15 protein-coding genes and 1 pseudogene are annotated in these 21029 nt (G+C 64.1%); 7 read left to right on the top strand and 9 right to left on the bottom strand.

Translation table 11 applies throughout. The annotated features are described in order from the left end of the window. The first annotated feature begins 91 nt into the window (after positions 1-91). Positions 92-1903: a hypothetical protein gene (locus tag GY769_10345; protein MCP4202321.1), complete on the top strand. Its 1812-nt coding sequence runs from the start codon at positions 92-94 to the stop codon at positions 1901-1903. Then, positions 1903-3561, top strand: a complete 1659-nt coding sequence (locus GY769_10340) for a sulfatase-like hydrolase/transferase (protein ID MCP4202320.1) — start codon at positions 1903-1905, stop codon at positions 3559-3561. The genes GY769_10345 and GY769_10340 overlap by 1 nt, the downstream gene beginning before the upstream one ends. A gap of 535 nt (positions 3562-4096) precedes the next feature. Here GY769_10340 and GY769_10335 read toward each other — a convergent pair. The 5 genes and pseudogenes from GY769_10335 to GY769_10315 all read right to left on the bottom strand — a co-directional run bounded on the left by GY769_10335 (position 4097) and on the right by GY769_10315 (position 12725). Further along, positions 4097-4249, bottom strand: a pseudogene (locus tag GY769_10335) (pilus assembly protein). A 631-nt stretch (positions 4250-4880) separates the two neighbouring features. Then, positions 4881-6755 (bottom strand): DUF2029 domain-containing protein, encoded by a 1875-nt coding sequence (locus GY769_10330; GenBank protein ID MCP4202319.1) that lies wholly within the window; start codon positions 6753-6755, stop codon positions 4881-4883. A gap of 354 nt (positions 6756-7109) precedes the next feature. Beyond that, a complete protein-coding gene (locus GY769_10325) occupies positions 7110-8528 on the bottom strand; it encodes a sulfatase (GenBank protein MCP4202318.1) in 1419 nt (472 codons plus the stop codon). 183 nt (positions 8529-8711) lie between these two features. After that, positions 8712-10106, bottom strand: coding sequence for an MATE family efflux transporter (locus tag GY769_10320; protein MCP4202317.1), 1395 nt, complete (start codon positions 10104-10106; stop codon positions 8712-8714). A gap of 147 nt (positions 10107-10253) precedes the next feature. Further along, on the bottom strand, positions 10254-12725 hold the full coding sequence (locus GY769_10315; protein ID MCP4202316.1) for a TonB-dependent receptor: 2472 nt from the start codon (positions 12723-12725) through the stop codon (positions 10254-10256). A gap of 172 nt (positions 12726-12897) precedes the next feature. On the opposite strand from GY769_10315, the gene GY769_10310 reads away from it, so the two are divergent. Together GY769_10310 and GY769_10305 are read left to right on the top strand one after the other, a co-directional pair. Further along, positions 12898-13857, top strand: a complete 960-nt coding sequence (locus tag GY769_10310) for a DMT family transporter (GenBank protein MCP4202315.1) — start codon at positions 12898-12900, stop codon at positions 13855-13857. A gap of 73 nt (positions 13858-13930) precedes the next feature. After that, a complete protein-coding gene (locus GY769_10305; protein MCP4202314.1) occupies positions 13931-14494 on the top strand; it encodes a hypothetical protein in 564 nt (187 codons plus the stop codon). Positions 14495-14516: 22 nt separating this feature from the next. Here the strand turns inward: GY769_10305 and GY769_10300 are convergent, their stop codons facing one another. After that, positions 14517-15416, bottom strand: a complete 900-nt coding sequence (locus GY769_10300; protein MCP4202313.1) for an NmrA family NAD(P)-binding protein — start codon at positions 15414-15416, stop codon at positions 14517-14519. Next, on the bottom strand, positions 15406-16329 hold the full coding sequence (locus GY769_10295; GenBank protein ID MCP4202312.1) for a hypothetical protein: 924 nt from the start codon (positions 16327-16329) through the stop codon (positions 15406-15408). Before GY769_10295 ends, GY769_10300 begins: the two co-directional genes overlap by 11 nt. A 118-nt stretch (positions 16330-16447) precedes the next feature. On the opposite strand from GY769_10295, the gene asnB reads away from it, so the two are divergent. Further along, positions 16448-18112 (top strand): asparagine synthase B, encoded by a 1665-nt coding sequence (gene asnB, locus GY769_10290; GenBank protein ID MCP4202311.1) that lies wholly within the window; start codon positions 16448-16450, stop codon positions 18110-18112. A 15-nt stretch (positions 18113-18127) separates the two neighbouring features. On the opposite strand, the gene GY769_10285 is transcribed toward asnB, so the two are convergent. Beyond that, entirely contained in the window at positions 18128-18478 is a 351-nt protein-coding gene (locus GY769_10285; GenBank protein ID MCP4202310.1) for a hypothetical protein, read from the bottom strand. A 268-nt stretch (positions 18479-18746) separates the two neighbouring features. Between GY769_10285 and GY769_10280 the strand changes: the two genes are divergently transcribed. Both GY769_10280 and GY769_10275 read left to right on the top strand, forming a co-directional pair. Then, positions 18747-19238 carry a CBS domain-containing protein gene (locus GY769_10280; GenBank protein MCP4202309.1) on the top strand — a complete coding sequence of 164 codons (492 nt, stop codon included), beginning with the start codon at positions 18747-18749 and terminating at the stop codon, positions 19236-19238. Positions 19239-19307: 69 nt separating this feature from the next. Continuing rightward, positions 19308-19823, top strand: coding sequence for an 8-oxo-dGTP diphosphatase (locus GY769_10275; GenBank protein ID MCP4202308.1), 516 nt, complete (start codon positions 19308-19310; stop codon positions 19821-19823). Here the strand turns inward: GY769_10275 and GY769_10270 are convergent. Then, the gene (locus GY769_10270) at positions 19820-21025 is read right to left on the bottom strand and encodes a hypothetical protein (protein MCP4202307.1); all 1206 of its coding nucleotides are present in this window, start codon (positions 21023-21025) and stop codon (positions 19820-19822) included. The two genes, GY769_10275 and GY769_10270, sit on opposite strands and share 4 nt — an antisense overlap. Positions 21026-21029: the final 4 nt, after the last annotated feature.

The following is a 21029-nucleotide window of genomic DNA, read 5'->3' as shown; positions in this document are numbered from 1 at the left end:
GGCTATACTGACAAGCGCCGCATTCGATGAGAGAGCAGCACCCTCGACCTAAAGCGGTTCCATTTCCTCTGCCCATTCCATTGGTCGACCTATGAGACGCACTGCCGGCCTGGTTCTCGGCTGCTTGAGCCTCCTGCTGTTGCTCTACCCGCTGGCTGTGCCGACCAGGGGCTTGCCGGTCACGTTGAAAGCGGACGAGCCGGCCTATCTCCTGGCGGCGTTGAGCCTGGCGCGCGATGGCGACCTCCGGTGCGAAACCGCGGACCTTCGCCGCCTCTTCGACGCCTATCCGCACCTGCCGGTCGACAACTTGATTCTGATGTCGTTGGACGGCTGGCAGACGGTCTACTTCGGCAAGCCCATCATCTACTCGGTGATCGCCGCTCCGTTTGCCGCCGCATTCGAGAACCGCGGCATGGTGGCTCTGAACATGGCTCTCTTCATCGGCATGATGTGGATGGGGTACTTCTATCTACGCCGGACGAATCCCGAGGGGCTGGCGGCGTTCTTTTCGGCTTCCTTTTTTCTCGTTTCCCTGGCCTTCGTCTATGTGTTCTGGCTCCACACCGAGGTCCTCAACATGTTCTCGGTGATGGCGTGTTTGTATCTGGCTGCGACCGAGGAAGACCGGTCGGGCTCGGCCGTCCTCGCGCGGATCTTCGCGGGCTCGCTGCGCCCGCTGTGGTCGGGCGCGGCACTTTCGCTGGCGGCGTACAACAAGCCCATGCTGGCGGCCATGGGAATACCGGCCCTCTATCTGTTCCTGAGGCGCCGGGGGGCGAAGACCGTTGCGGGCTGGCTCGTTGCGATTGTCGTCGCCCTGGCGGCTCAAGCCGGCATCGCGTGGGTGCTGACCGACACGCCGACCCCCTACCTCGGCACTTCCCGGGCCGGCCTGCAGATCGATGATCCGGAGCGGCTGGACGAGATCCTGAAGCCCTTCCAGCAGCCGGTGGCGACGCCCCAGCGTCACAGCTCGTGGTACTGGCTGGCGCGGATTCCGGATCTCTTTCCCAGAATGCTGGTCGAGAATATCGGCTACTTCTTGGTCGGTCGGCACACGGGACTTTTCGTCTACTTGCCGTTTTCTCTCATCTGTCTGGTCTTGTTCCTGCTTCACGACCGCCGGAATGCGGCTCGCTGGCTCATCGTCGGTTGTCTCGCGGGCGTCGGCCTGTTCTTTCTGGTCTGGATCTACTTCAATTGGCACGGTGGCGGCGGTTTTGTCGGCAATCGCTACTTCGTCAATCTCTATCCGGCGTTCTTGTTTCTAGTGCCGGTGATTCGCCCGGCTTGGCTGATGGCGGTGGGCTATCTGCTCGGAGGCTTGTTCCTGACGCCGGTGCTGCTTTCACCCTACGGGGTTCCGGTTCCGCATCCGACACTCCAGGCGCACGTGCGTGGCGCGGCCTTTCAGCTCCTGCCGCAAGAGCTCTCGATCGCCGAGTCGGTGCCCGGTTACCTGAACTTCAACACCCGGGGGATCAGCATCCGGGGTCGGAAGGACCAGTTTCAGATTGTGAATCGAGGGACCGGATCGTTCCGGCTGCGTGGAGCCTCGACGGCCGAGCTGTGGATCTCGTCGGCCGAGCCGATCGAGACTCTGGCCTTCGAGGTGTCGTCGCCCGCGAGCGAGAACGAGGTCGTGCTGAGCTTGGGCAGCCAGCGCCGGGTGGCGGTGTTCGACGCCGACTCGAGCGGACCCGAGCTCGTGACTTTCGAGCCGGGCGGAGCCACCAAGGTGCGCTATCAGCTGGACAAGAGAATCTACGCCTATCGCCTCGTGGCTCGCACGCGAAGCGGGCGCAATCCCCGCCGAGCGGACGGCACGGTGATCGAGCCGCAGTTCTATGTCGGCGCCGAGATCGCCTTGCAGCGAGTCCGGAAAGAACGGCCCCGCTAGTGGCGTTCGAGAGCCTGCCGACGGCGCGTTCGATTCGAGGGCGGGCTGCCTGTGACGCGTCGCTGCTTCAGGGGACCAAGCAGGAACGCTTCAGGGGGTTTTGGGTCGTTCTGTTGCTGATCTCGGCGGTGGCGTACCTGGGCTGCTCCGGGGATCGGGGGACCGAGCCTCGACCTGGGGGTTTCGTGCTGATCAGTCTGAGCGGGCTGCGAGCGGACGCGCTGGGGTTTCAAGGGCGGCAGCCCTCTCCCAGCCCTTCTCTCGACGCGCTTGTGGAGCGGGCTCTGGTCTATGAGCGGGCTCTCACCACCTCTCCCAATACATTGACTGCGCACGTTTCGATGCTGAGCGGTCTGTACCCGGCGGAGCACCGCGTGGTCCCGCCGGAGGGGACCTTGGCGGCCGACGCCCCGGTTCTCGCCGAGCGCTTCGCCGGGCACGGATACCGGACGGGCGGATTCACCGGCGGCGGCTATTTGAGTGCCGACTTTGGATTCGACCGCGGCTTCGACCGGTTCGAGACGAGCACGAGCGACGGTGAGTCTCCCTTTGATCGGGCGGCGCGGTTCGTTCGAGGTGTCGGAACCGATCCCTTCTTTGTCTTTGTGCACTCGGACGCGCTCGAAGAGGCTCTCTTCGAGGGCCCCTTCTCGCTCGGTCGGCTGATCGCCGGGCATGGAGAGCTCACCGCCGAGGTGCTGGGCAAGGTGGAGGCCTCCTATTTCGAGGCCCTGGCTCGGCTCGATCGCGAAGTCGCGCGGTTCGTCACCGAGATCGAAGCTCTCGATTCCCGCGGCGGACCGGTTGTCGCCATTACCGCCGACCACGGTTTCGAGTTCGGCGAGCACGGTCGCGTGGGCCATGCCCAGGTGTATCCCGAGACCCTGGGCGTGCCTCTTCTACTGCTCGGGCCCGGTCTGAAGGCGTCCCGGATCGCGACCCTCGTGCAGACCGTCGACCTCGCTCCCTCTTTCTACGCCCTCGCCGGGCTGCCCATGCCGCCGCTTTCCGGGCGGACGCTCCCGGGTCTGGCCGACGCCGCCGAGCCGCGACGGTGGGCGGTAGCCGAAGCCCGAGGGCGCTGGGCCCAGCAGGCACTCTTTCTCGAGTGCGAGGGGCATCTCTATGAAAGCGTCCGAAGCAAGCTCCGGGGTGAGCACGACGGAACCTGGGTGACGCGCAGGGTGACCTTCGATACGCCCGCGGACCAGATCGAGTTTTCGATTGTGAGCTTCCTCCGGCCGCGGACCCTGCGGGCCTTGCTTGACGGTCACGAGGTGGCCGAGCTCGAGGTCGGTCCCCGCTGGGTCTCGAGGAGCCTGCCACTTGCGCGGCAGGGCGAGCGAAAACGGCTGACAATCGCGGCCGCCGATTGCGAGTCACCGAGTGACGCCGGCGCCGGCGCCGACCGGCGCTGCCTTTCGTTCAAGCTGAGGGGTCTGGAATTGTCGAAGACCGAGCTCTTCGACCTCAGCGCCGATCCCCAGGCCCGCGTCGATCTTTCGTTCGAGCGGTCCGCCCTGTCCGCTCGGCTGCGCCGGCGGCTCGCGCGGCACCGTTGGCAGACAACAGCGGCTCCGGGTGTCACCCGACCTCGAGCGCCAACCGTCGCCGCGATTACCGCCAAGGGGGAGTATCCAGAGTCTCCTCGGCCCTAGAACTCAAGGGTAACCGACTCCTGCCTCAAAAAGAAAACCGGCTGCCGGCGGAATACCCGCCAGCAGCCGGTTGAAGATCGGGAACTTGATCGGGGACCTAGAGCCCCTGGGACTTGAAGTAGTCGACAGCCGCCGCGATGGAACCAACGGGTCCGGTATGGCGGACACCCGTGGACGGGCGATAGAACTCGGCATAGTAGCCGCCCGCGGCGCTGCGGCGGATCGAGGTCGGTCCCCCGGCCGAGTTAATAGCCGAGTACCACTCGAGGGCCTTGAGGTCCCGCGCGTTCAGCGCGCCGCCCTTAGGCAGCGCCCCCCTCTTGCGCTCGTAGTCCCTGACTCCCGCGGCGATGGTGTTGCCGTAGCCGACGGTGGCGGGATTGACTCCGCCCGGGCCGTTGCCCAGCAGGGTTCTGGGGCCGATGACGGTCCATTTCGCCGGGTTGTTTCCCTTGAACCTCCATAGTTGCGTCTTGGTGGCGACGTTGAGCAGGGCCGAAGCCGCGACCTGGTCGGCGGCCGACAGACTCGCGCTGGGGGAGGGTGCCGGCGCCGGCGCCGGTGCCGGGCTCGGGTTGGGGTTCGGGTTCGGATTGGGATTCGGATTGGGCGCCGGTGCGGGCGCGGGGGCGGGCGCCGGGCAGGGAGGAGGAGGCGGAGGCGGAGGCGGAGGTGGCGGGGGCTCGGGGATCAGATCCTCCGGGGTCACTCCTTGACTGATTACACCCGCGATCTGCGCCATCTCCGTGCGCTGCTTCGAGTTGCGCAATCTCGGCATCTGCTGCAGCTCGATCTCGAACGTCACGCCGTCACCGGGCCGCAAGGTCGGAGCTTTCTTGCAGATGATGGCCTCGTTGTTCCGGACTCTTCCGTTGAGGGTCAGGAACTCGGTCTTTTCGGGGTCGCCACTGCGGTCGAGAATGGCGGCCTTCGCTCGGATCAGGCCCTGGTCACCCTTCTTGGTGGTGTTGGAGTAGTAGATACAGATATCGGCTTTGGTAAGCCGAGTGGGGACGAGCACGCCGGCGAACACCTCGACGGGGTGCTTCTCCTCCTTCTTAGAGGCCTTGAATACCGAATCGCTGACCAGGAGCGTGCCGGCGGACGCCGAGGGTGCGAAGCTGGTGCCCACGAGAACCGCGCAAATAGTGACGAGGATTAGTTTTTTCATGCTGCCGATCTCCGCTGACGATTGGTTGAAAGTCATCCCTACCTGCGATCCTGCCGCAAGTCGTTGCCGGGCTCAGCGAACTATGTCACAGGTCAGGAATTGGTAACAACCGAGGAGTTACGCTGACTTACGTTTTGTATTACGCGAGCTATGGCGCCGCCTGGAGTCGGTAGATTTCGGTGGGGCCGTTTTGAAAGACCAATCGGGCTCGCTCCGCCAGCAGGTTCTTGAGAACGGCGTCGGTGCCCGGGTCCGAGAAGAAGAGCAGCTCGTCGGTCGTGGGCGGTCGGGTGGGGGCAACGCGGTACTGGGACCAGTTCACCAGAATGTGAGAGACGCCGGCCTTTCGGAGCCCGCGCACGGCCGCCTCCGGACTGGTCTCGCGGAGGAAACCGCTCAGTGGCGGTTGATCCAAATAGCACCCGGCGATCACCGGCCGCTCGAGGTAGAAGACGCGGCTTTCGCCAACGATCAGCACTACGTCTTCGGGCTCGCTGTTGTCCGCAAGCCAGCGGTAGGCCGGGTAATAGGATTGCCCGGTCTCGAGGTAGCTCTCGCGAGAATCGAACCCCAACGCGACTCCGAGCGGCTCGTAGTGGCGCATGACCCACAGTACCTGGAAAAGATTCGTCCAGAGCAAAAAACCTGTGACTGCGAACACGATGCGTCTGGACCACTTCGTTCGTGCCAGGACGACGATGCCCTGGGCGTTCAGCCAAGATCCGACCAAGAAGAGAGGGCCGAAGGCGCGCACGGTGGGATGGAAGATCACGGCCGTGATCAGGTAGAGGGCCGCGACCGCGCCGAGAGGCCAGAGCCGTCGCCTCGCGCTGACCAGAATCCAAAGACCAAGAGGCACACCGGCGATCCAAAGCAGGCCTACGCTTTCATCCACCATGTCTCTGCGGCCCAGGTAACCGAGCCACCGGTCAGCCGCTTCGACGTCGCCGCGATAGTCGGTCAGGGATCCGGTCCCCTGGAGGGTCGAGAAAAAGGGGAACACGGGATTGGCCTTCTGCACCAGGTTCTTGCCGTACCAGGGCCCGAGGAGCAGTGCGGCTGCCAAGGCGGCCGCCGGCATAAGACGCCGGTTTTGCTTCGAGAATCCCACCACCAGTAGGGCGAGCATCGGCAAAGCGGTGTACTTGACCGCTGCTGCCGATCCCAGGAAGACGGCCGCGAGTAGGTAGCGGCGCGAGCTGTGGGCCGTTCGTAGTAGCAGGACTTGATCGAGCGCGAGTGCGGCGTAGAGAAGAACGAACCAGTCGTTCCAGGCCCAGCCGGAGATCAGGCAGTACACGGGAATCGAAAACAGGATGACTGCCGCCAGGCCGCCGGCAAGCCGCCCGAACTCCCTGGTTCCCGTCCGAACGACGACCGTCAGAGTCCAGAAGGCCGCGCCGAGGTGGAGCAGCTGGGCCAGGATTCCGGTCTTGTCCAACTCCAGGGTGAGGCCGAAGAGGAGCTCGGCGTGCAGAGGAAAGTAGGACAGGATGTTCCATGGCATCTCATAGGCCTGGCCCTGGAGCGCAAACTGTTTTGGTATCCCCAGGTGGTAGACGAGAGCGTCCAGGGAGAGAGGGGGAGCGAATGCGAGGAGGACCGCGCACACGGCAAAAGGCACGAGCAGCCAGAGAATCGGGCTGGCGACGCTGGCGCCGAGCTCGAATCGCGAACGCCGCAGGACCAGGAGCACGATACCGATCACCAGCCAGGGCGCCGCAAAGAACACGTTCGGATACCAGAACGGCGCCAGATAGCCCATCAGAGTGGCGGTCGTCGCGGCTCCCAAGGCCCAGGCGTGGGCGAGCGGCGCAGACTGGCCAGTACCCACGAGCGCGCGATGGAGCAGACCTCCCCAGCCGAGAAACGCCGCCGAAACGAGCGCCCACTCGGCGAGCGAGACCAGTGCACGGGCGGAGGCCTCGAAGGGGTAGGGAAAGAAGAGGCGACCTTGATAGAGCAGAAAGGCCAGCAGCACAGCCGTGGCTACAGCGAAAAGACGGTGGTGCTTGAGGACCAACTCCTAGAGCTCTACGAAAGTCGACGGATGCGAAGGTCGAAACCGTCGTGAGTCTAGCAAGTCAAGGTAGCATCCCTGTTAGGGCTCTCAGACGAAAATAACCCGAGCCAGCAGCTCGATGCTGAATTGGCTCGGGTTATTTACCCTGGGAGCTCCCCGGATGCCTTTGTGGCTTGGGTCTCCGGCCGATCAGGGCCTCAGAGAGGTTTGAAACAGAAGCCCTCAGAGCCTCGTGTTCGCCCCCGGAAGTGTCGCTGAGACGTTCTCTCCCGAGGGCCCCTCTTTGTCCGGCGGTATCAAATAGCTACCTCCTATCACCGAGTCTACACATTCGGCTCGGGGCGTCAAGCCTGGTTACGAATCGAACCATGAAGCGCTGCCGAAGCCGTCTTCCAGCAGGATCTTCAGCTCCCTGACGACGCCGTCGAACTCGGGTAACTCGGCCAGGTTCAGGTATTCTCCAGGATCGACCGAATGATCGTAGAGCTCGACTCCTCTGTCTCCGCCATTCCACTCGGTGTAGCGCCATCGGCGGGTACGCACCGACCGGCCGGAGTTCTTGCCCTGCTGCACCTGGGTGTACGCACCCGCCTTCCCCGCCCTTCCCGGCCGGTTCAGGAGCCGGACGAAACTGGTTCCGTCGAGAGGACCCTCGGCTTCGAGCCCGCCAAGCTCAGCCAGTGTCGGGTAAATGTCGACCACCTCGACCAGCCCCCTGGCGCTTTCGCCAGATGCTCGCATCCCAGGTTTATAGACGAGGAGCGGAACGCGGGCGGATTCCTCAAACACGGTGCGTTTCCCCCACCACCCATGTTCTCCCAGGTGAAAACCGTGATCCGACACGACGACCACGACCGTGTTCCTCCAAAGAGACAGGCGATCCAGCGCATCAAGGATTCGACCCAGCTGCGCGTCCGCGAACGACGTTGCGGCGTAGTAGGCCCGGATCGCCTTTTGCTTCTTTTTCAGCTTCAGACGGTCGAACACCACTTGCTTCGGACTCGGAAGGGCCAGGGGCAGGAGCGGAGATCTGACTTCCGGTACCACCGGTGGCTCGATCTCACGAAGGCGGTACAGGTCAAAGTAGCGCTTGGGCGCAACATAAGGCTCATGGGGTTTGCTCAAGCCAACGGCAAGAAAAAAGGGCGAGGACCTGTTCGCGATGCTCTCGAGCAACAGGATCGCATCGCGGGCGTGCTGACCGTCCTTCTGATCCTCGTCCCCACCGGGCGCGGCGCGCCAAGTGGCCATTGTCTTCCCTTTCTTCTGGATCGCATGGTTCTTGCCTCCTCTTCCGAGGAGGGTGGGTCCTTCAGGTACCACGACCCGGTCCCAGGCCTCGGGATCCTGCCAGCCCTTGTCCACACCGTGGAAGATCTTGCCGACGCTCGCGGTGACGTAGCCGTTCTGGCGGAAGAGTCGCGGCAGCGTGATCGCCTCGGGGACGAACTCGCGAAAGAAAACCTTGTTCGTCAGGATCCCGGTGGAATCGGGACGCAGCCCGGTCAGCAGGGAGGTCCGACTCGGGTTACAAATCGTAGCTTGGACATAGGCGCCGTCGAAGCGGAGAGCCCGAGCCGCCAACCGCTCGAAGCTCGGCGAGGAAACGAGCGGATGTCCGTAGATGCTCAGCTCGGTGCCCAGGTCGTCCAACATGATCAGCAGAATGTTGGGGCGGGCAAGCGCCTGGGGTGACTGCGCGGCAGCAGGTTCGCTCAAGAAGAAGGCAAAGGCCAGTACACCCAGAGAGCTGCCGATCCTTCGCCAACTCACTCGACCCTTACGCGGTCCTTGCTGGCGCCCATTGGACGACTTCCCTGGCCCGAACCTGTGCATCCATTCCACTCCTGTCTGATCTGAGTCTCTCATCCCGAAAGACCTGATGGGTGATTCAACTCGAGCCCGGCGCATCCGAACAAGCTCGGCTGACCGACGAGGCGAGCTCGGGAAGGACCCTCAGATCTCGCGCTCTTTCCAGGTCCCCCGCCGAAAGAGCAGCGTGGCAACGATCGCCATCATCGCTTCGGCGCAGACGATCGACGCGTAAACTCCTTTGGGGCCGTAGCCCAGGGTTCTCGCGAGCGTGTATGCGAGCGGGATCTCGAACAACCAGAAACAGAACAGGTTGATGATCGTCGGCGTGACCGTATCGCCGGCGCCGTTGAAAGCCTGGACCAGGACCATTCCCAGGGCATATACGAGATAGCCGTAGCTGACGATCCGCAGGCAGGCAACGGCGTTGGCGGTGACTTCGGCCTCCTGGGTAAACAGGCCGACGAAGAACTCCGCCCACAGAATGAAGATCAGGCCGACGGTGCCGAGAAACGCCATGTTGTAGAAACTCGACTGCCAGACCGCCTTCTCCGCGCGCTCGGGCTGCTTGGCGCCCAGACTCTGTCCCACGAGAGTCGCCGCGGCATTCGACATGCCCCAGGCGGGGAGAAACGCGAAGATCAGGATTCGAATCGCCAGCGTGTATCCGGCCAGTGCGGCTTCGCCGAAGGTCGACACGATTCTCACCAGCGCTACCCAGCTCGCGGTCGAGATCAAGAACTGGAGGATTCCGAAAAGAGAAACCCGCATCAAGCGCAGAGCCACCTGTGGGACGATGACGAGCTGCTCGCGACGGATGACGACCCGGGACCTGCCGCCGAAGAGATTCCAGAGCTGAAACAAGACCCCGGTGCCGCGGCCGACGGTGGTGGCCACGGCCGCTCCCGCGAGCCCGAGCTCCGGAAACGGTCCGAGCCCGAAGATGAGGCAGGGGTCGAGGACGATGTTGATGAGATTGGCCAGCCAGAGGGAGCGCATCGCCATCGAAGCGTCTCCGGCACCGCGAAAGACGGCGTTGATGAGAAAGAGCAGAAAGATGGTGATGTTGCCGCCGAAGATGATCCGCGTGTAGACGGCGCCGCCGGTCACCAGATCGGGACCACCGCCCATCAGCGAGAGCAGGTTGTTCGCGCCGAAACCGCCGACCAGGCCGACGACGATGGCTAGACCGATACCGAGCGCGATGGCTTGGACAGCCGCGGTACCGGCGGCTTCCGGTCGCTTTTCGCCGATGCGGCGTGCCACCATAGCCGTCGTTCCCATGCTCAAGCCGACGGCCACGGCGTAGAGAATCGTCAGCATGGCTTCGGTCATTCCGACGGTCGCTGCGGCCGTCGAACCGAGCTTCATGACGAAGAAAACATCGGTGACGGCGAAGACCGACTCCATTGACATCTCGAGCATCATCGGTACCGACAGCAACAGGATGGCGCGGCCGAGAGCTTCCTGGGTGTAGTCGAACTCCACGCCCCGGATGGAGTCGCGGAGGTCTCGCCAGATGGAGTCTGATTGCGTCATTGTGACTCGCCGAGGATCGAGGGCTTCAGGCGCCGCGGTCTCACCCAGCAGCGGAACCGGGGCAGACTACATTCCGCTCCAAGCTAGGTAAAGTGTGGCTCGTTTGGGACCGAGTCGAATCGGGAACGTGCCGCTCGAAGGCCCGCTCTACCAGGAGAAGCTTACGTAGCCGAGCGCTCTGCGTTCCAAGATATCGCCTCCGAAGAGCTCGTAGTGCCTCTCGTCGAGGAGGTTGTTCACGTTCAGGCCCACGGTCCAGGAATCGTCGAGATCGAAGCCGCCCGACAGGTTGACTACCGTGTACGAGGGCACGTCTCCGATGAGGAACCCTTCAGCCCACGGGAAGGAGTCGACCCAGCGCATGCTGACAGCCGCTCCCGTTTGCGGCCCGGCGTAGGTCAGGACCAGGTTGACCTTGTTCTCGGGTCCGTTGGGCTCGAGCGGAGCTTCGGCCAGCTCGTCCTTGACGTCGAAGCTCAGCCATGAGTAGTTGGCGCTCAGGCTCCAGCGGTCCGCGAGAGGGTAGTCGACGGCGATCTCGGCACCCTGAGTCTCCACCTCGCCGAAGTTGATCACCGTGTTGAACGCGAACAAGGGACGATCGTTGTCGTTGCTCAGGAACGGAAACAGTCCGAGCGGGGACAGCGCCGCGTCCAGGCCGCCGACCAGGAGCGAGGCGAAGGGCTCGGGCAGATCAGCCGGCGGCGCGTACGGTCCGAAGTTGGGATTGGCCCGCCCGAGCCGGGTTCCGAGCTGGGGCACGAGCTGCTGAACGAAGTCCTCGATCTTCGTCCAGTAACCGTCGACGGTCAGAAGGCCCTTGCCGCCGAGGATCGCCTTGTAGCCGATCTCCAGGCTCTGGATGGTCTCGACCGTCAGATCCTTGTTGCCGACCGCGACGAGAGGCACCGGCTGGTCGAAGCCGCAGCCGACGCCCACCGGCGCGCAGAACTGCTCGAAGGGACTCAGGTCGAGCGGTGGCGCCAACGGAATCCGGATGAAGTACTCGGGGTAGTTCGGGCGCAAGAAACCGGAGTTGTAGCCGAAGCGCAGCGTCCGGCCCGGCTTGGCTTCCCAGACCACGGCGAGTTTCGGCGAGATCTCCGGACTGTAGAACTGGCTGTCGTCGACTCGAGCCGCCAGCACGAGTTTGAGCTCGGGACCGACGTCCCAGTCGACCTGCGCGAAGAGCGCTCGCAGATCGTCGGTTTTGGCCTCCGGCAGCAGTGTCTGAATGCCGTTGGGATCGGCGCTGTCGATGTCTTCCCGGGCCGCCCATAGACCGGCGACGAGGCGGCCGCGGCCGCCACCAAGGTTCCAGTTGCCCTGGAGCTCGAAGCTGGCGCGAAAGGAGTCGGTAAAAGCCAGGGTGCCGGCCGAGAGGGTCATGGCCTCCGCCTCGCGCCCGGTGTAGGAGAGCAAGGCCGTCCATCGGGGCGAGTTGAAATTGAAGCGGCTCCATGGGCGACTCAGATCGGTGATCTGGAAGCGGCTGCCGGGAGCCGACAGCACGTAGCCTTCGACCTCTGCGGTTCCGACCTCGGCGACCAACGTCTTGCCGTTGGCGAAGTAGTGGTCGATCCGAGCCCCGGCGTAGGCGATCTCGTCACGGTCGAGCGGCAAGGCCACGGCTTCCGGAAACAGGCAGTCGCGGACCTGTGTGCCCACGCAGGGGACCGAGTACTCGACTTCTTGGTCGCGGGAACGATAGAAGTCTTCGCTGTCGGTGTAGCTCCCGAGGAGCTTGTAGAAGGTGCCTTCGGCGACTTCACCCGCCAGACGGAAGTCGGCCCGGGTGGTCGAGAGCTCGCCGCCGGTCAAGCGAACCAGCCCTCCCTGGCTGTAGCGGGGCGCCTTGGTCGTCAGGTTGAGGATGCCGTTGAAGGCGTTGGCGCCGTAGAGTGCGCTGCTCGGTCCGCGAACCAGCTCGGCCCCGGAAAGATCATCGAGAGGGAAGGCGTTGGCGGCCCACTCCTGGGAGCCGAGGAGCGGAAAGGAGGGGTCCCGACCGTCGATCAGGACCGCGACTCGGCGGTTGACCGAGATGTTGGCTCCACGGGCGTTGAACTTGTAGTCGTAGAGTCCGCTCTGGGTCAGTTCGGCTCCCGGTAGCGATCCGAACAAGGCCGGCATCTGGCCGGTGGGCGCTTCGCGCAGAATCTCGCTCTCCGACACGGTGCTGATCGCCGCCGGCGCATCGACGATCTTCTCGCGTCTCCGCGAGGCCGCGTACACGGTCAGCTGGTCGGCCACGCTGAGTGACCAATCGACCTCCTGCCGGACTTGGACGGTCGCGCTTGCCCGCACCTCTACCGGCAGCACGGCTCGGTCATCGCCCAGCGAGAAGACGATCCTGTGCGTCCCTGCCGGCACCGCTTCGAGCGCGAAGCCTCCACGGCGGTCAGTCACCACTGTCGAGCCGCCGGGTCCCTCGAGTCGGACCAGAACGCCCTCGACCCCCTTGCTGTCGGGACCCACGACTCGTCCCTCGATCCTGCCGGCGCCCTCGGCCACCAGGGCTCCGGTCAGCAGCAGCAGGGCCGCCAGGAGGAGACCACCCAGCGCTCGAAGCTCACCCCTTTCAGTGCCGCGCAGTTCGGTGTGTCTGCTCAGCCACATCCCTCCCTTTCTGTACCAACCTGATCCAGATTACCGTGAAGATTGCGAATACGCAAGGAAATCCGTCTGGGCCTGCTTGTGCTCGAGCGTCCGGTAGAAGGGATTTAAGCCGTTCCCGACCCCGCAGCTAACGGGTGGTGCGCCGAGCCCAAGTGCGCTCTACTAGCCGCCCGTGGAACGGACTCTCCATCGCGCCCGCGGCAATCCGCGCTTGGGTCTTCTGCTGGCCCTGGCAACCGTGCTGCTTTGGGGTTTCCTGTCGATCGCGCTCAAGCTGCTTCTGGTCGGAGGGATGGATGCCGTCACCATCACCTGGTATCGACTCACCGCCTCCGCGCTCCTGCTGGCAGCTTTCCAGGCCTGGCGAGGTCAACTCCCGGTGCTGAACCGTCTCGGCGCTAGAGGCTGGCTCCTGCTGGGCGTGGCGCTAGTGGGCCTGGTGGGCAACTATGTCCTGTTTGTTCTGGCGCTGGACTACGTGCCGCCGGCGACGGCACAGCTGGTGATCCAGCTGGCACCGATTCTGTTCTTGCTCGGCGGTCTGGCGATCTTTCGGGAGGCTTTCAGCGCTCGGCAGTGGCTGGGTCTGGTCGTGCTCATCGCCGGAATCCTGTTGTTTTTCAACGATCGCCTGGCGGCGCTGGTTCGGCTCTCGGGCACCGAGGCCACGGGAGTCGCGATCGTGGCGGTCGCGGCGGTCGTCTGGGCGGCCTACGCCCTGGCCCAGAAACAGCTTCTAGTGAGTCTCTCTTCCGCGAATATTCTGCTCCTGATCTACATAGGTGCGGCGGTTCTCTTGCTGCCGCTCGCGACTCCCGGTCAGGTGGCCGAGCTGGGTCGTTTCGAGCTCGCCTTGCTGGCATTCGGCATCGTCAACACACTGGCGGCGTACGGGTGCTTCGCCGAGGCGCTCGAGCATTGGGAAGCGTCCAGGGTCAGCGCCGTGATCTCGCTGACGCCGCTGGTCACGATCCTCGCGGTCTACGCGATCCTGGCGGCATGGCCAGAGGCCGAGATCGGCGCACGGCTCGATGCCCTCGGCATGGCGGGAGCGCTCTTGATCGTTGCGGGCTCCATGATGACCGCACTCGGTAGCCGGTCGGAAGAGGTCGAGGCGCTGGACTTGGAGTAGCCGCCCCGAACCAGGCCGGGTGGTTGACTCCGGCCGCCGACTTACGAGACTCTCAGGCCGCGATATGTGGACGATGAGGACGCTAGGCAAGATCGGGTTCGTCTGGGGAGTCGGCGGCGTCCTCCTGTTGCTGGTGGATGCCCTCTTCCGCCTGACCCCGATCGCGGTGCAGGCGTTCTCCGGCCAGCTCTCGAGGTTGCATTGGATCGTTCTGCTCGGCTGGACCGCGTTGATGCTCGTGGTCGAGGGCTATCGCGGCTTTCACACGTCTTTCAGCCCGCGCGTCGTGGCACGAGCTCTGTATCTGCTCGACGACCCGCGCTGGCGGGATGTGCTGCTTGCGCCATTCTTCTGCATGAGTCTCTACCGCACCACGCGCCGGCGACTGGTCGCCAGTTGGGGGATGACTGCCGGCATTGTGAGTTTGATCTTGATCGTGCGCAGCCTCTCCCAACCCTGGCGGGGGCTGGTGGATCTGGGGGTCGTGGCCGCACTGAGCGTGGGTTTCGTTTCGACGGTCCTTTGGCTCGTGCACGGCCTCAAAGGCAGGACGATGCCCTTCTCACCCGAGTTGGGTGAGCCCATGGACGAGTCCGAGCGCGAAACCCGCGGCCTGAGCCAGGCTCCCACTTCCTGAGCCCGGATTCGAGCCCGCCCTGTCAGCTGCCGCTCGCGACGGTTCGGCCGACGAACCGCGCGAACGTCGTAGGCGGACGGCGCAGAAGAGCCTCCAGGTCTTCGGAGGCGCCCGTCATGCCGAAGCGCTCGTAGTAGCGAAACATCGCCAGTAGCGTTTCGATCTGGTGTTCGGTCAGCCCGGTTGTTCTTGAGTGCGCCGCCCAGGCCCGGCGATCGACGGATTCGGCGCGGACCTCCCGGCCGAGGGCGCGGCCGAGGACTGCCGCGATCTCGGTTTGATCGAGCAGGCCGGGAGCGCAGAGCTCATAGCTATGACCGGAATGTCCGCCCTCGGTCAGTACCAGCGTCGCGGCCCGGGCGACGTCGTCGAGGTCGGCCATCGAAACCCTGGTCGCCAGGTCATAGGGCACCGAGTAGACGCCGCGCTCGGCGATGCTCGGCCATTGACCCAAGATGTTCTGCATGTATGGCGCGGGCCGCAGAACCGTGAAGTCGAGACCCGATTCGGCCAGCTTCGCCTCGACCGACATCTTGGCCCAGTGGTGCGGCATGGCCTGGATCGCCGGCTGCAGCACGGAGTGAAGAACGAAACGGCGGACACCGGCTGCCTTGGCCAGAGCGATGATCCGGCTGCCGATCTCCGCTTCGTCGGGATGGACGTTTGGGCAGATGTGGTAGACGGAATCGGCACCCTCGAGGGCCCGGGCCAGCGAAGTGGGGTCGCAGAGGTCGCCGACTGCGGTTTTGGCCGCCCCGGCCGCACGCAAAGCGGGTGTCTGCCGGGAGCTCCGGGCCAGGGCCCGCACTCTGGGCCCGGCGGCGTCGAGCTCGCGAAGGTGTTTCAGGACCGCCAGACCCGTCTTGCCGGCCGCGCCGGTGACCAGAAGCAGGGGGGTGGAGGGCGGCCGATTAGGCGGCACCGGCGTCGAGTGCGGCGGGGCTCAAGAATTCGAAGGCCTTGCCGGACAGCTTGTCGTCGAACTCGTCTCCGGTGCGGTAGACGGGGCGAACATCGTCGTCGACTCTGATCGTGCGCTCCAGCCGGCACCAGCAGACTTTGCCGGGGATGTCGTAGGTCCAGGTGTCGGTGCCGACGCGAAACACCCAGGAGCCGCCAACCGGCAAGCCGCGGTTGGACTCGACCGCCATGCCGGTAACGCTCATGTTGACCAGCTTGGACGGCACCGGCACGTCGACTCTTACGTCTTTCAAGGTCCAGCGCAGATTCTGCCGGTTGTCTCGCCTGTGGCCGACCGTATCGACGCCCTCCACGAGGCCGTCGACGGTCTCGTTCTCGGCCGCGGCCTCGCGGCCGGCCTGGCGAATGGCCGCGGCCGCATAGGCGGCGGCAAGCCCGGGATGCTGTTTGGCAAGCGGTTCCCGGGCGTAGATGCACTCTTCGATGAGCTGGCGCGAGCTCTCGCGCAGGGCGACCGCCTGTTTGACTTCGAGCTGTAGGTTGAGAATGCTCCTCTGCTGGTTCTCGATCAGGACGTTGAGCTCTTCGGCGAAGCCAGTCATCTCGAGACCGGGCCCGGCGACCTCGACCCGGGCACCGAAATCGCTCTTGGCGACTCGCGCCATCGTCGAGCGCAGCCTCGACACGGCTTCACCGAAGGCCGTCGAGAGCCGGTCGGGCAGAGCCCAGGCGACGAGCAGAAGTGCCAGAGCCGCGGCCCCAGCGATCGTCATCGTGTCTATGATCTTCGAGCTGTCCGTCGCGGCCTGATCGCGCAACCAGAGCAGAAGCTGCAAAGCGAGCGGCAGGGCTCCGGCGAGCAGGCAGAGCCAGAACAGCTGGCTGGAGAGGCTCGATCTGGAGGCTGACGTCACTACACACCTCGGCTCTGGGCATCATTCAGAGGGTCGACTACTATAGCGCGAGAGCTTCTGCCCGAAGGCACCGGGCCACAACCTTGCGAATTTGTTAGGTTGGAGCTCGGCGTTTGCGATGTGCTCGATTCTGGGTATTTTTGAGATTCAGGGCGATCCGACGAAGCTGAGGAGCCTGGCACTGAGGCTCTCGAAGCTCCAGCGCCATCGGGGCCCCGATTGGAGCGGCATCTTCTCGGGTGAGCGGGCGGTCCTCGCTCACGAGCGACTGGCGATCGTGGACATCGAGCACGGGGCGCAACCGCTCTTCAGCCCCGACCGCGGTGTCGTCCTGGCGGTCAACGGCGAGATCTACAACCATCGCGAGCTGGAGGCGGCGCTCGAGCGTCCGTACGAGTTTCAGACCGGGTCCGATTGCGAGGTGATTCTGGCTCTCTACGAGCAGCGTGGGGCCGACTTCCTGAATGATCTCAGCGGCATCTTCGCGTTTGCTCTTTACGACCGGTCTCGCGATCGCTACTTCATCGCGCGCGATCCCATCGGGGTCATGCCGCTGTACACGGGTCGCGATGAGCAGGGACGATTCTACGTGGCATCGGAGCTCAAGGCCCTGATAGGGACCTGCCCGACGATTGAAGAGTTCCCGCCGGGACACTACCTGGACAGCTCCGCGGGCGTGCCGGTGCCCTACTACCAGCCCCTCTGGCGGGGCTACTGCGTCGTCGAGGGCAGGCGCGCCGATCTGGGCAGCTTGCGATCCGCGCTCGAGGACGCGGTGCATCGCCAGCTCATGTGCGACGTTCCCTACGGCGTTCTTCTGTCGGGGGGGCTGGATTCCTCCATTCTCACCGCCATCTGCCACAAGTTCTACCGGCGCAGGGTGGAAGAGGAGGACCGAAGCGAAGCCTGGTGGCCCCAGCTGCACTCATTCGCGATCGGGCTCGAAGGCTCGCCGGATCTGGCGGCGGCAAGCACTGCGGCCGCCGCCATCGGGACCATCCACCACGAGTTCTCGTTCACCGAACAGGAAGGTCACGACGCGTTGAACGATGTGATTCATCACATCGAAACCTACGACGTGACCACGGTTCGAGCCTCGACGCCGATGTACCTCCTGGCGCGGAGGATCAAGGCGATGGGCATCAAGATGGTTCTGAGCGGAGAAGGGGCGGATGAGATCTTCGGCGGCTATCTCTATTTTCACAAGGCTCCCGACGCGCGCGAGTTCCACGCCGAGACCGTGCGCAAGCTCGACCAGCTTCATCTCTTCGACTGCCTGCGTGCCAACAAGAGCTTGGCCGCCTGGGGCATCGAGGGTCGAGTGCCTTTTCTGGACCGCGAGTTCTTGGATGTCGCGATGGGATTCGACGCCGCCGACAAGATGGTGCGCGACGGCCGGATGGAGAAACACGTTCTCAGGCAGGCGTTCGAAGGCTATCTGCCGGACGAAATCCTCTGGCGCCAGAAAGAGCAGTTCTCCGACGGGGTGGGCTATTCCTGGATCGACTCGCTGCGCGACCTGGCGGAGAGAGAGATCGGCGACGACGCCTTTGCCGAGGCCGAAAGGCGATTCCAGGTCAACCCGCCGGCCACCAAGGAGGCGTTCATGTACCGTTCCATCTTCGAGACGCACTTCCCGGGCGAGTCCGCGGCGGCCTGCGTGCCCCACGGAATGAGCATCGCTTGCAGTACACCGACGGCGGTTCGCTGGGATGCCGCATTCGGCGGCCGGGCCGATCCGTCAGGGCGGGCGGTCGAGGGCGTCCACAAAGACGCGTATTGAGGGTCGGGCTTCTGTCTAGTCCGACCCGCCGCCGTGGCGGGCGACCGCCGCTTCGACCTCGGACCAGGTGCCCCAGATGCTCTTTTCGATGCTCTCCATTCGGATTCGAGCGTCATCGCCGAGCTCGCGGATCGCGTCAAAGAGGCCGTGCAACTCGCCGCGCATCTCGTCGTACTGTTCGAAGTACTCGATCGAATCCCGCCAGGCGTCGCGATGCCGTTTGAAAGCGGTGGCGAAGTCGGGAGGGCACTCGCCGAAGTCGATCTCGTCGAGGCCTTCCACGTAGGCCCGGACCGCCTCCGCCAGCGGCATCGACTCCGGCGCGTGATTCCGCACGCCTCCGAGCTCGGTGTCCTCTGCCAGCACCGCGCCGATGGTTGCGGCTGCGCGAGGAGGCTCCGGTGGGGCGGATGCTGCGCAGGCTGCCAGAGCCAGGCAGGCGACGAGTATTCCGGTGCGGGTACGTGCTATTTTTGTTGGGCCGTGATCGACGAACCAGTTCATAGGAGATGATTATGGCAGGCACCGAGCAGGATGCGGAGTAGCGCTGGCGAGCTCCCACCCCCGGGGGTGGTGAGGTTCTGAGATGATTTGGATAACGTCTTTTTAGCACGCATACGTTGGGAGGACGACCATGACGACGACCACCTTGCGAAAGATCAACGCCCGAGATCTCATGAATCCCGAGGTCTTGACCGTCAACAAGGACATGAGCGTGCGTGGGCTGGCGGCTTTCCTGCTCGACAACCAGATCAGCGGCGCGCCGGTTGCCGGTGAAAAGGGCGAGTTGCTCGGTGTGGTGTCGATGACCGACGTCGCCGCCGCGGCCAGCAGTGACGCCGGCGTGGCGACCGATCGCAGAAACCCGAGCTTCTATCTGAAGGACCTCGAAGAGACCTACGGCGAGGAAGACGTCCGTAACTTCCACATCGAAGAGCCCGACAGAAGAGTCGAGGACATCATGACGCCGACGGTCTACTCGGTCGAGGTGGATGCCACGGTTGCCGAGGTGGCCAAGCTCATGTTGGACGGCCACCTGCACCGGGTCCTGGTCACCGAGGACGGCGTTCCGATTGGCATCATCTCGACCTCCGATCTGCTGGGTCTGCTGGTCGAGGAAGACTGACGCTCAGCCCTCGGCGGTGCGGGTGCGGGTCGAGCCGCTCGAATCCGGCTTCGCGATAGATTCGGGCTCATGGCGCAGCCGGCACGACCCAGCAAGCTCGATCATGTCGACTGGGAATCCTGGAGCCCCACCGATCTGGCAACCTTGCTCTTTGTCATCGAAAGGGATCGGATCCTCTTGATTCGCAAGCTGCGCGGACTCGGAGCCGGGAAGATCAACGGCCCGGGCGGACGCCTCGACGACGGCGAAAGCCCGCGGCAAGCCGCGGTCCGAGAGGTAGAGGAAGAGCTCGGGATCACCCCGCTCGACCCGGTCGAACGCGGGCAGCTCAGATTCCAGTTCGTGGACGGCTACTCGATTCACGGCTTCGTCTTTCACGCCACCAGGTACACGGGCGTACCGCATGCGACCGACGAGGCCATTCCTCTCTGGACTCCGCTCGACGCGATTCCCTACGAAGAGATGTGGGCCGACGATCGCCATTGGCTGCCGCTGCTCCTCAACGGCACCGAATTCAGCGGTCGCTTCATCTTCGACGGCGATGACATGCTCGACTTCGAGATCGAGACTTACCAGCAGTACTAGTCCGCCTCGTAGAGCGGTTCCAGAAGATCGATAAGAATCGAGAGTGAGTCCGAGGCGCCGTCTCGGAACACGACGGTGCAATTGGCGGGCGCCTGCTTGGCCCAGTCGTTCACCTTCTCGAGCGCCGCTCTGCGCTTCTTGTTCTTGTCTTTCCTGTGGGCGTCCTGGGTGAAGGTGAAGTGAACCGTGTACTTCTTTCGGCCCCGGGCCGCCTGTAGCAGATCGAGGGTCTCTCGATCCGGATTGCCGTGCTCGCCGTCGCCGGAGAAGACATAGTGATCGGCGGTGATCCGTTGGAAGAAGACGTCCTCGATGTTGCGCACGCTGCCGTGGTGCGGCATCTTGAGAATGTCGACGTGGAGAGGCTTGGTCTTCTTCAGGATCTTGGCCTTTTCGAGATCCTCGAGCAGGAAGTCGCCGCGCGCGTCCCCGGTCAGAAGAATCGACTTGCCCTTCATCTTGGCCAGCACGCAGAGGCTCGCCAGGTTGAAGGGCGACTCGTCTTCGAAGGCCTGGGCGCGGGCGCTGTCGCGCTCCTTCTCGAGGATCGCCTTCAGATCCTTGTCCCATTGCTTCTGGTATGCGACCACGCGGCCTTTGTTGGGGCCGACGACCTTGAACGTCAAGCCGTGGCCCAGGGACACGGCCCTCTTGGCTGGGGACATCAGTAGACCCCTGAACGGCTTGTTGACTGCGACCCTGAGCTTCTTGGCGGCCTTCCTCAGATCGCGGCCCTGCCTGGTGCTCTGCACCACGGCTTTCGATTCGCGCGACATCTTCGGGACGGCCAGGCCGAGAGGATCGTTCGATGCCACGGTGGCTGCCATGCGCGACACGATCTCGCGCTCGGGGTTCTTGAGGATGTCGTCGAACGAGTTGTGCCACAGGGTCTCGATCTTGTAGGGCAGCGGCTGCCGTTTCTCCTTGGCCTTGACGGTTTCATTGACCAGATCCAGGATCCCCGCGATGTGGTCGTCGTCGACGTGGCTCACCATCGCCATCCGGAACGGCAGGCTCTCGTCGTCCTGGAGCTCGAACTCCTCCCGGATCTGCTCCAGCCTGGGCTTGAGGAACTTTTTGTAGACCCCGCGCGGACCGCCGTCGATGAGAATTCGCTTGGGCTCGTCCCACGGCCCGTAGTGAAGAATCAGGGCGTCGCCCTTCTTGGCGAAGACGGCCTCGAGCGTGAAGACGGACGGCATGATC

The organism is bacterium (assembly GCA_024224155.1).
GTDB lineage: Bacteria > Acidobacteriota > Thermoanaerobaculia > Multivoradales > JAHEKO01 > CALZIK01.
The sequence above is the reverse complement of the archived record's forward strand: the minus strand, read 5'-3'. Positions and strand labels throughout refer to the sequence as shown.

Bases quoted from the DNA above. Each gene is read 5' to 3' on its own strand.
- GY769_10345 (MCP4202321.1), top strand. From the start codon at position 92: ATGAGACGCACTGCCGGCCTGGTTCTCGGCTGCTTGAGCCTCCTGCTG.
- GY769_10320 (MCP4202317.1), bottom strand. From the start codon at position 10,106: ATGACGCAATCAGACTCCATCTGGCGAGACCTCCGCGACTCCATCCGG.
- GY769_10315 (MCP4202316.1), bottom strand. From the start codon at position 12,725: ATGTGGCTGAGCAGACACACCGAACTGCGCGGCACTGAAAGGGGTGAG.
- GY769_10305 (MCP4202314.1), top strand. From the start codon at position 13,931: ATGAGGACGCTAGGCAAGATCGGGTTCGTCTGGGGAGTCGGCGGCGTC.
- asnB (MCP4202311.1), top strand. From the start codon at position 16,448: ATGTGCTCGATTCTGGGTATTTTTGAGATTCAGGGCGATCCGACGAAG.
- GY769_10280 (MCP4202309.1), top strand. From the start codon at position 18,747: ATGACGACGACCACCTTGCGAAAGATCAACGCCCGAGATCTCATGAAT.
- GY769_10275 (MCP4202308.1), top strand. From the start codon at position 19,308: ATGGCGCAGCCGGCACGACCCAGCAAGCTCGATCATGTCGACTGGGAA.
- GY769_10270 (MCP4202307.1), bottom strand. From the start codon at position 21,025: ATGCCGTCCGTCTTCACGCTCGAGGCCGTCTTCGCCAAGAAGGGCGAC.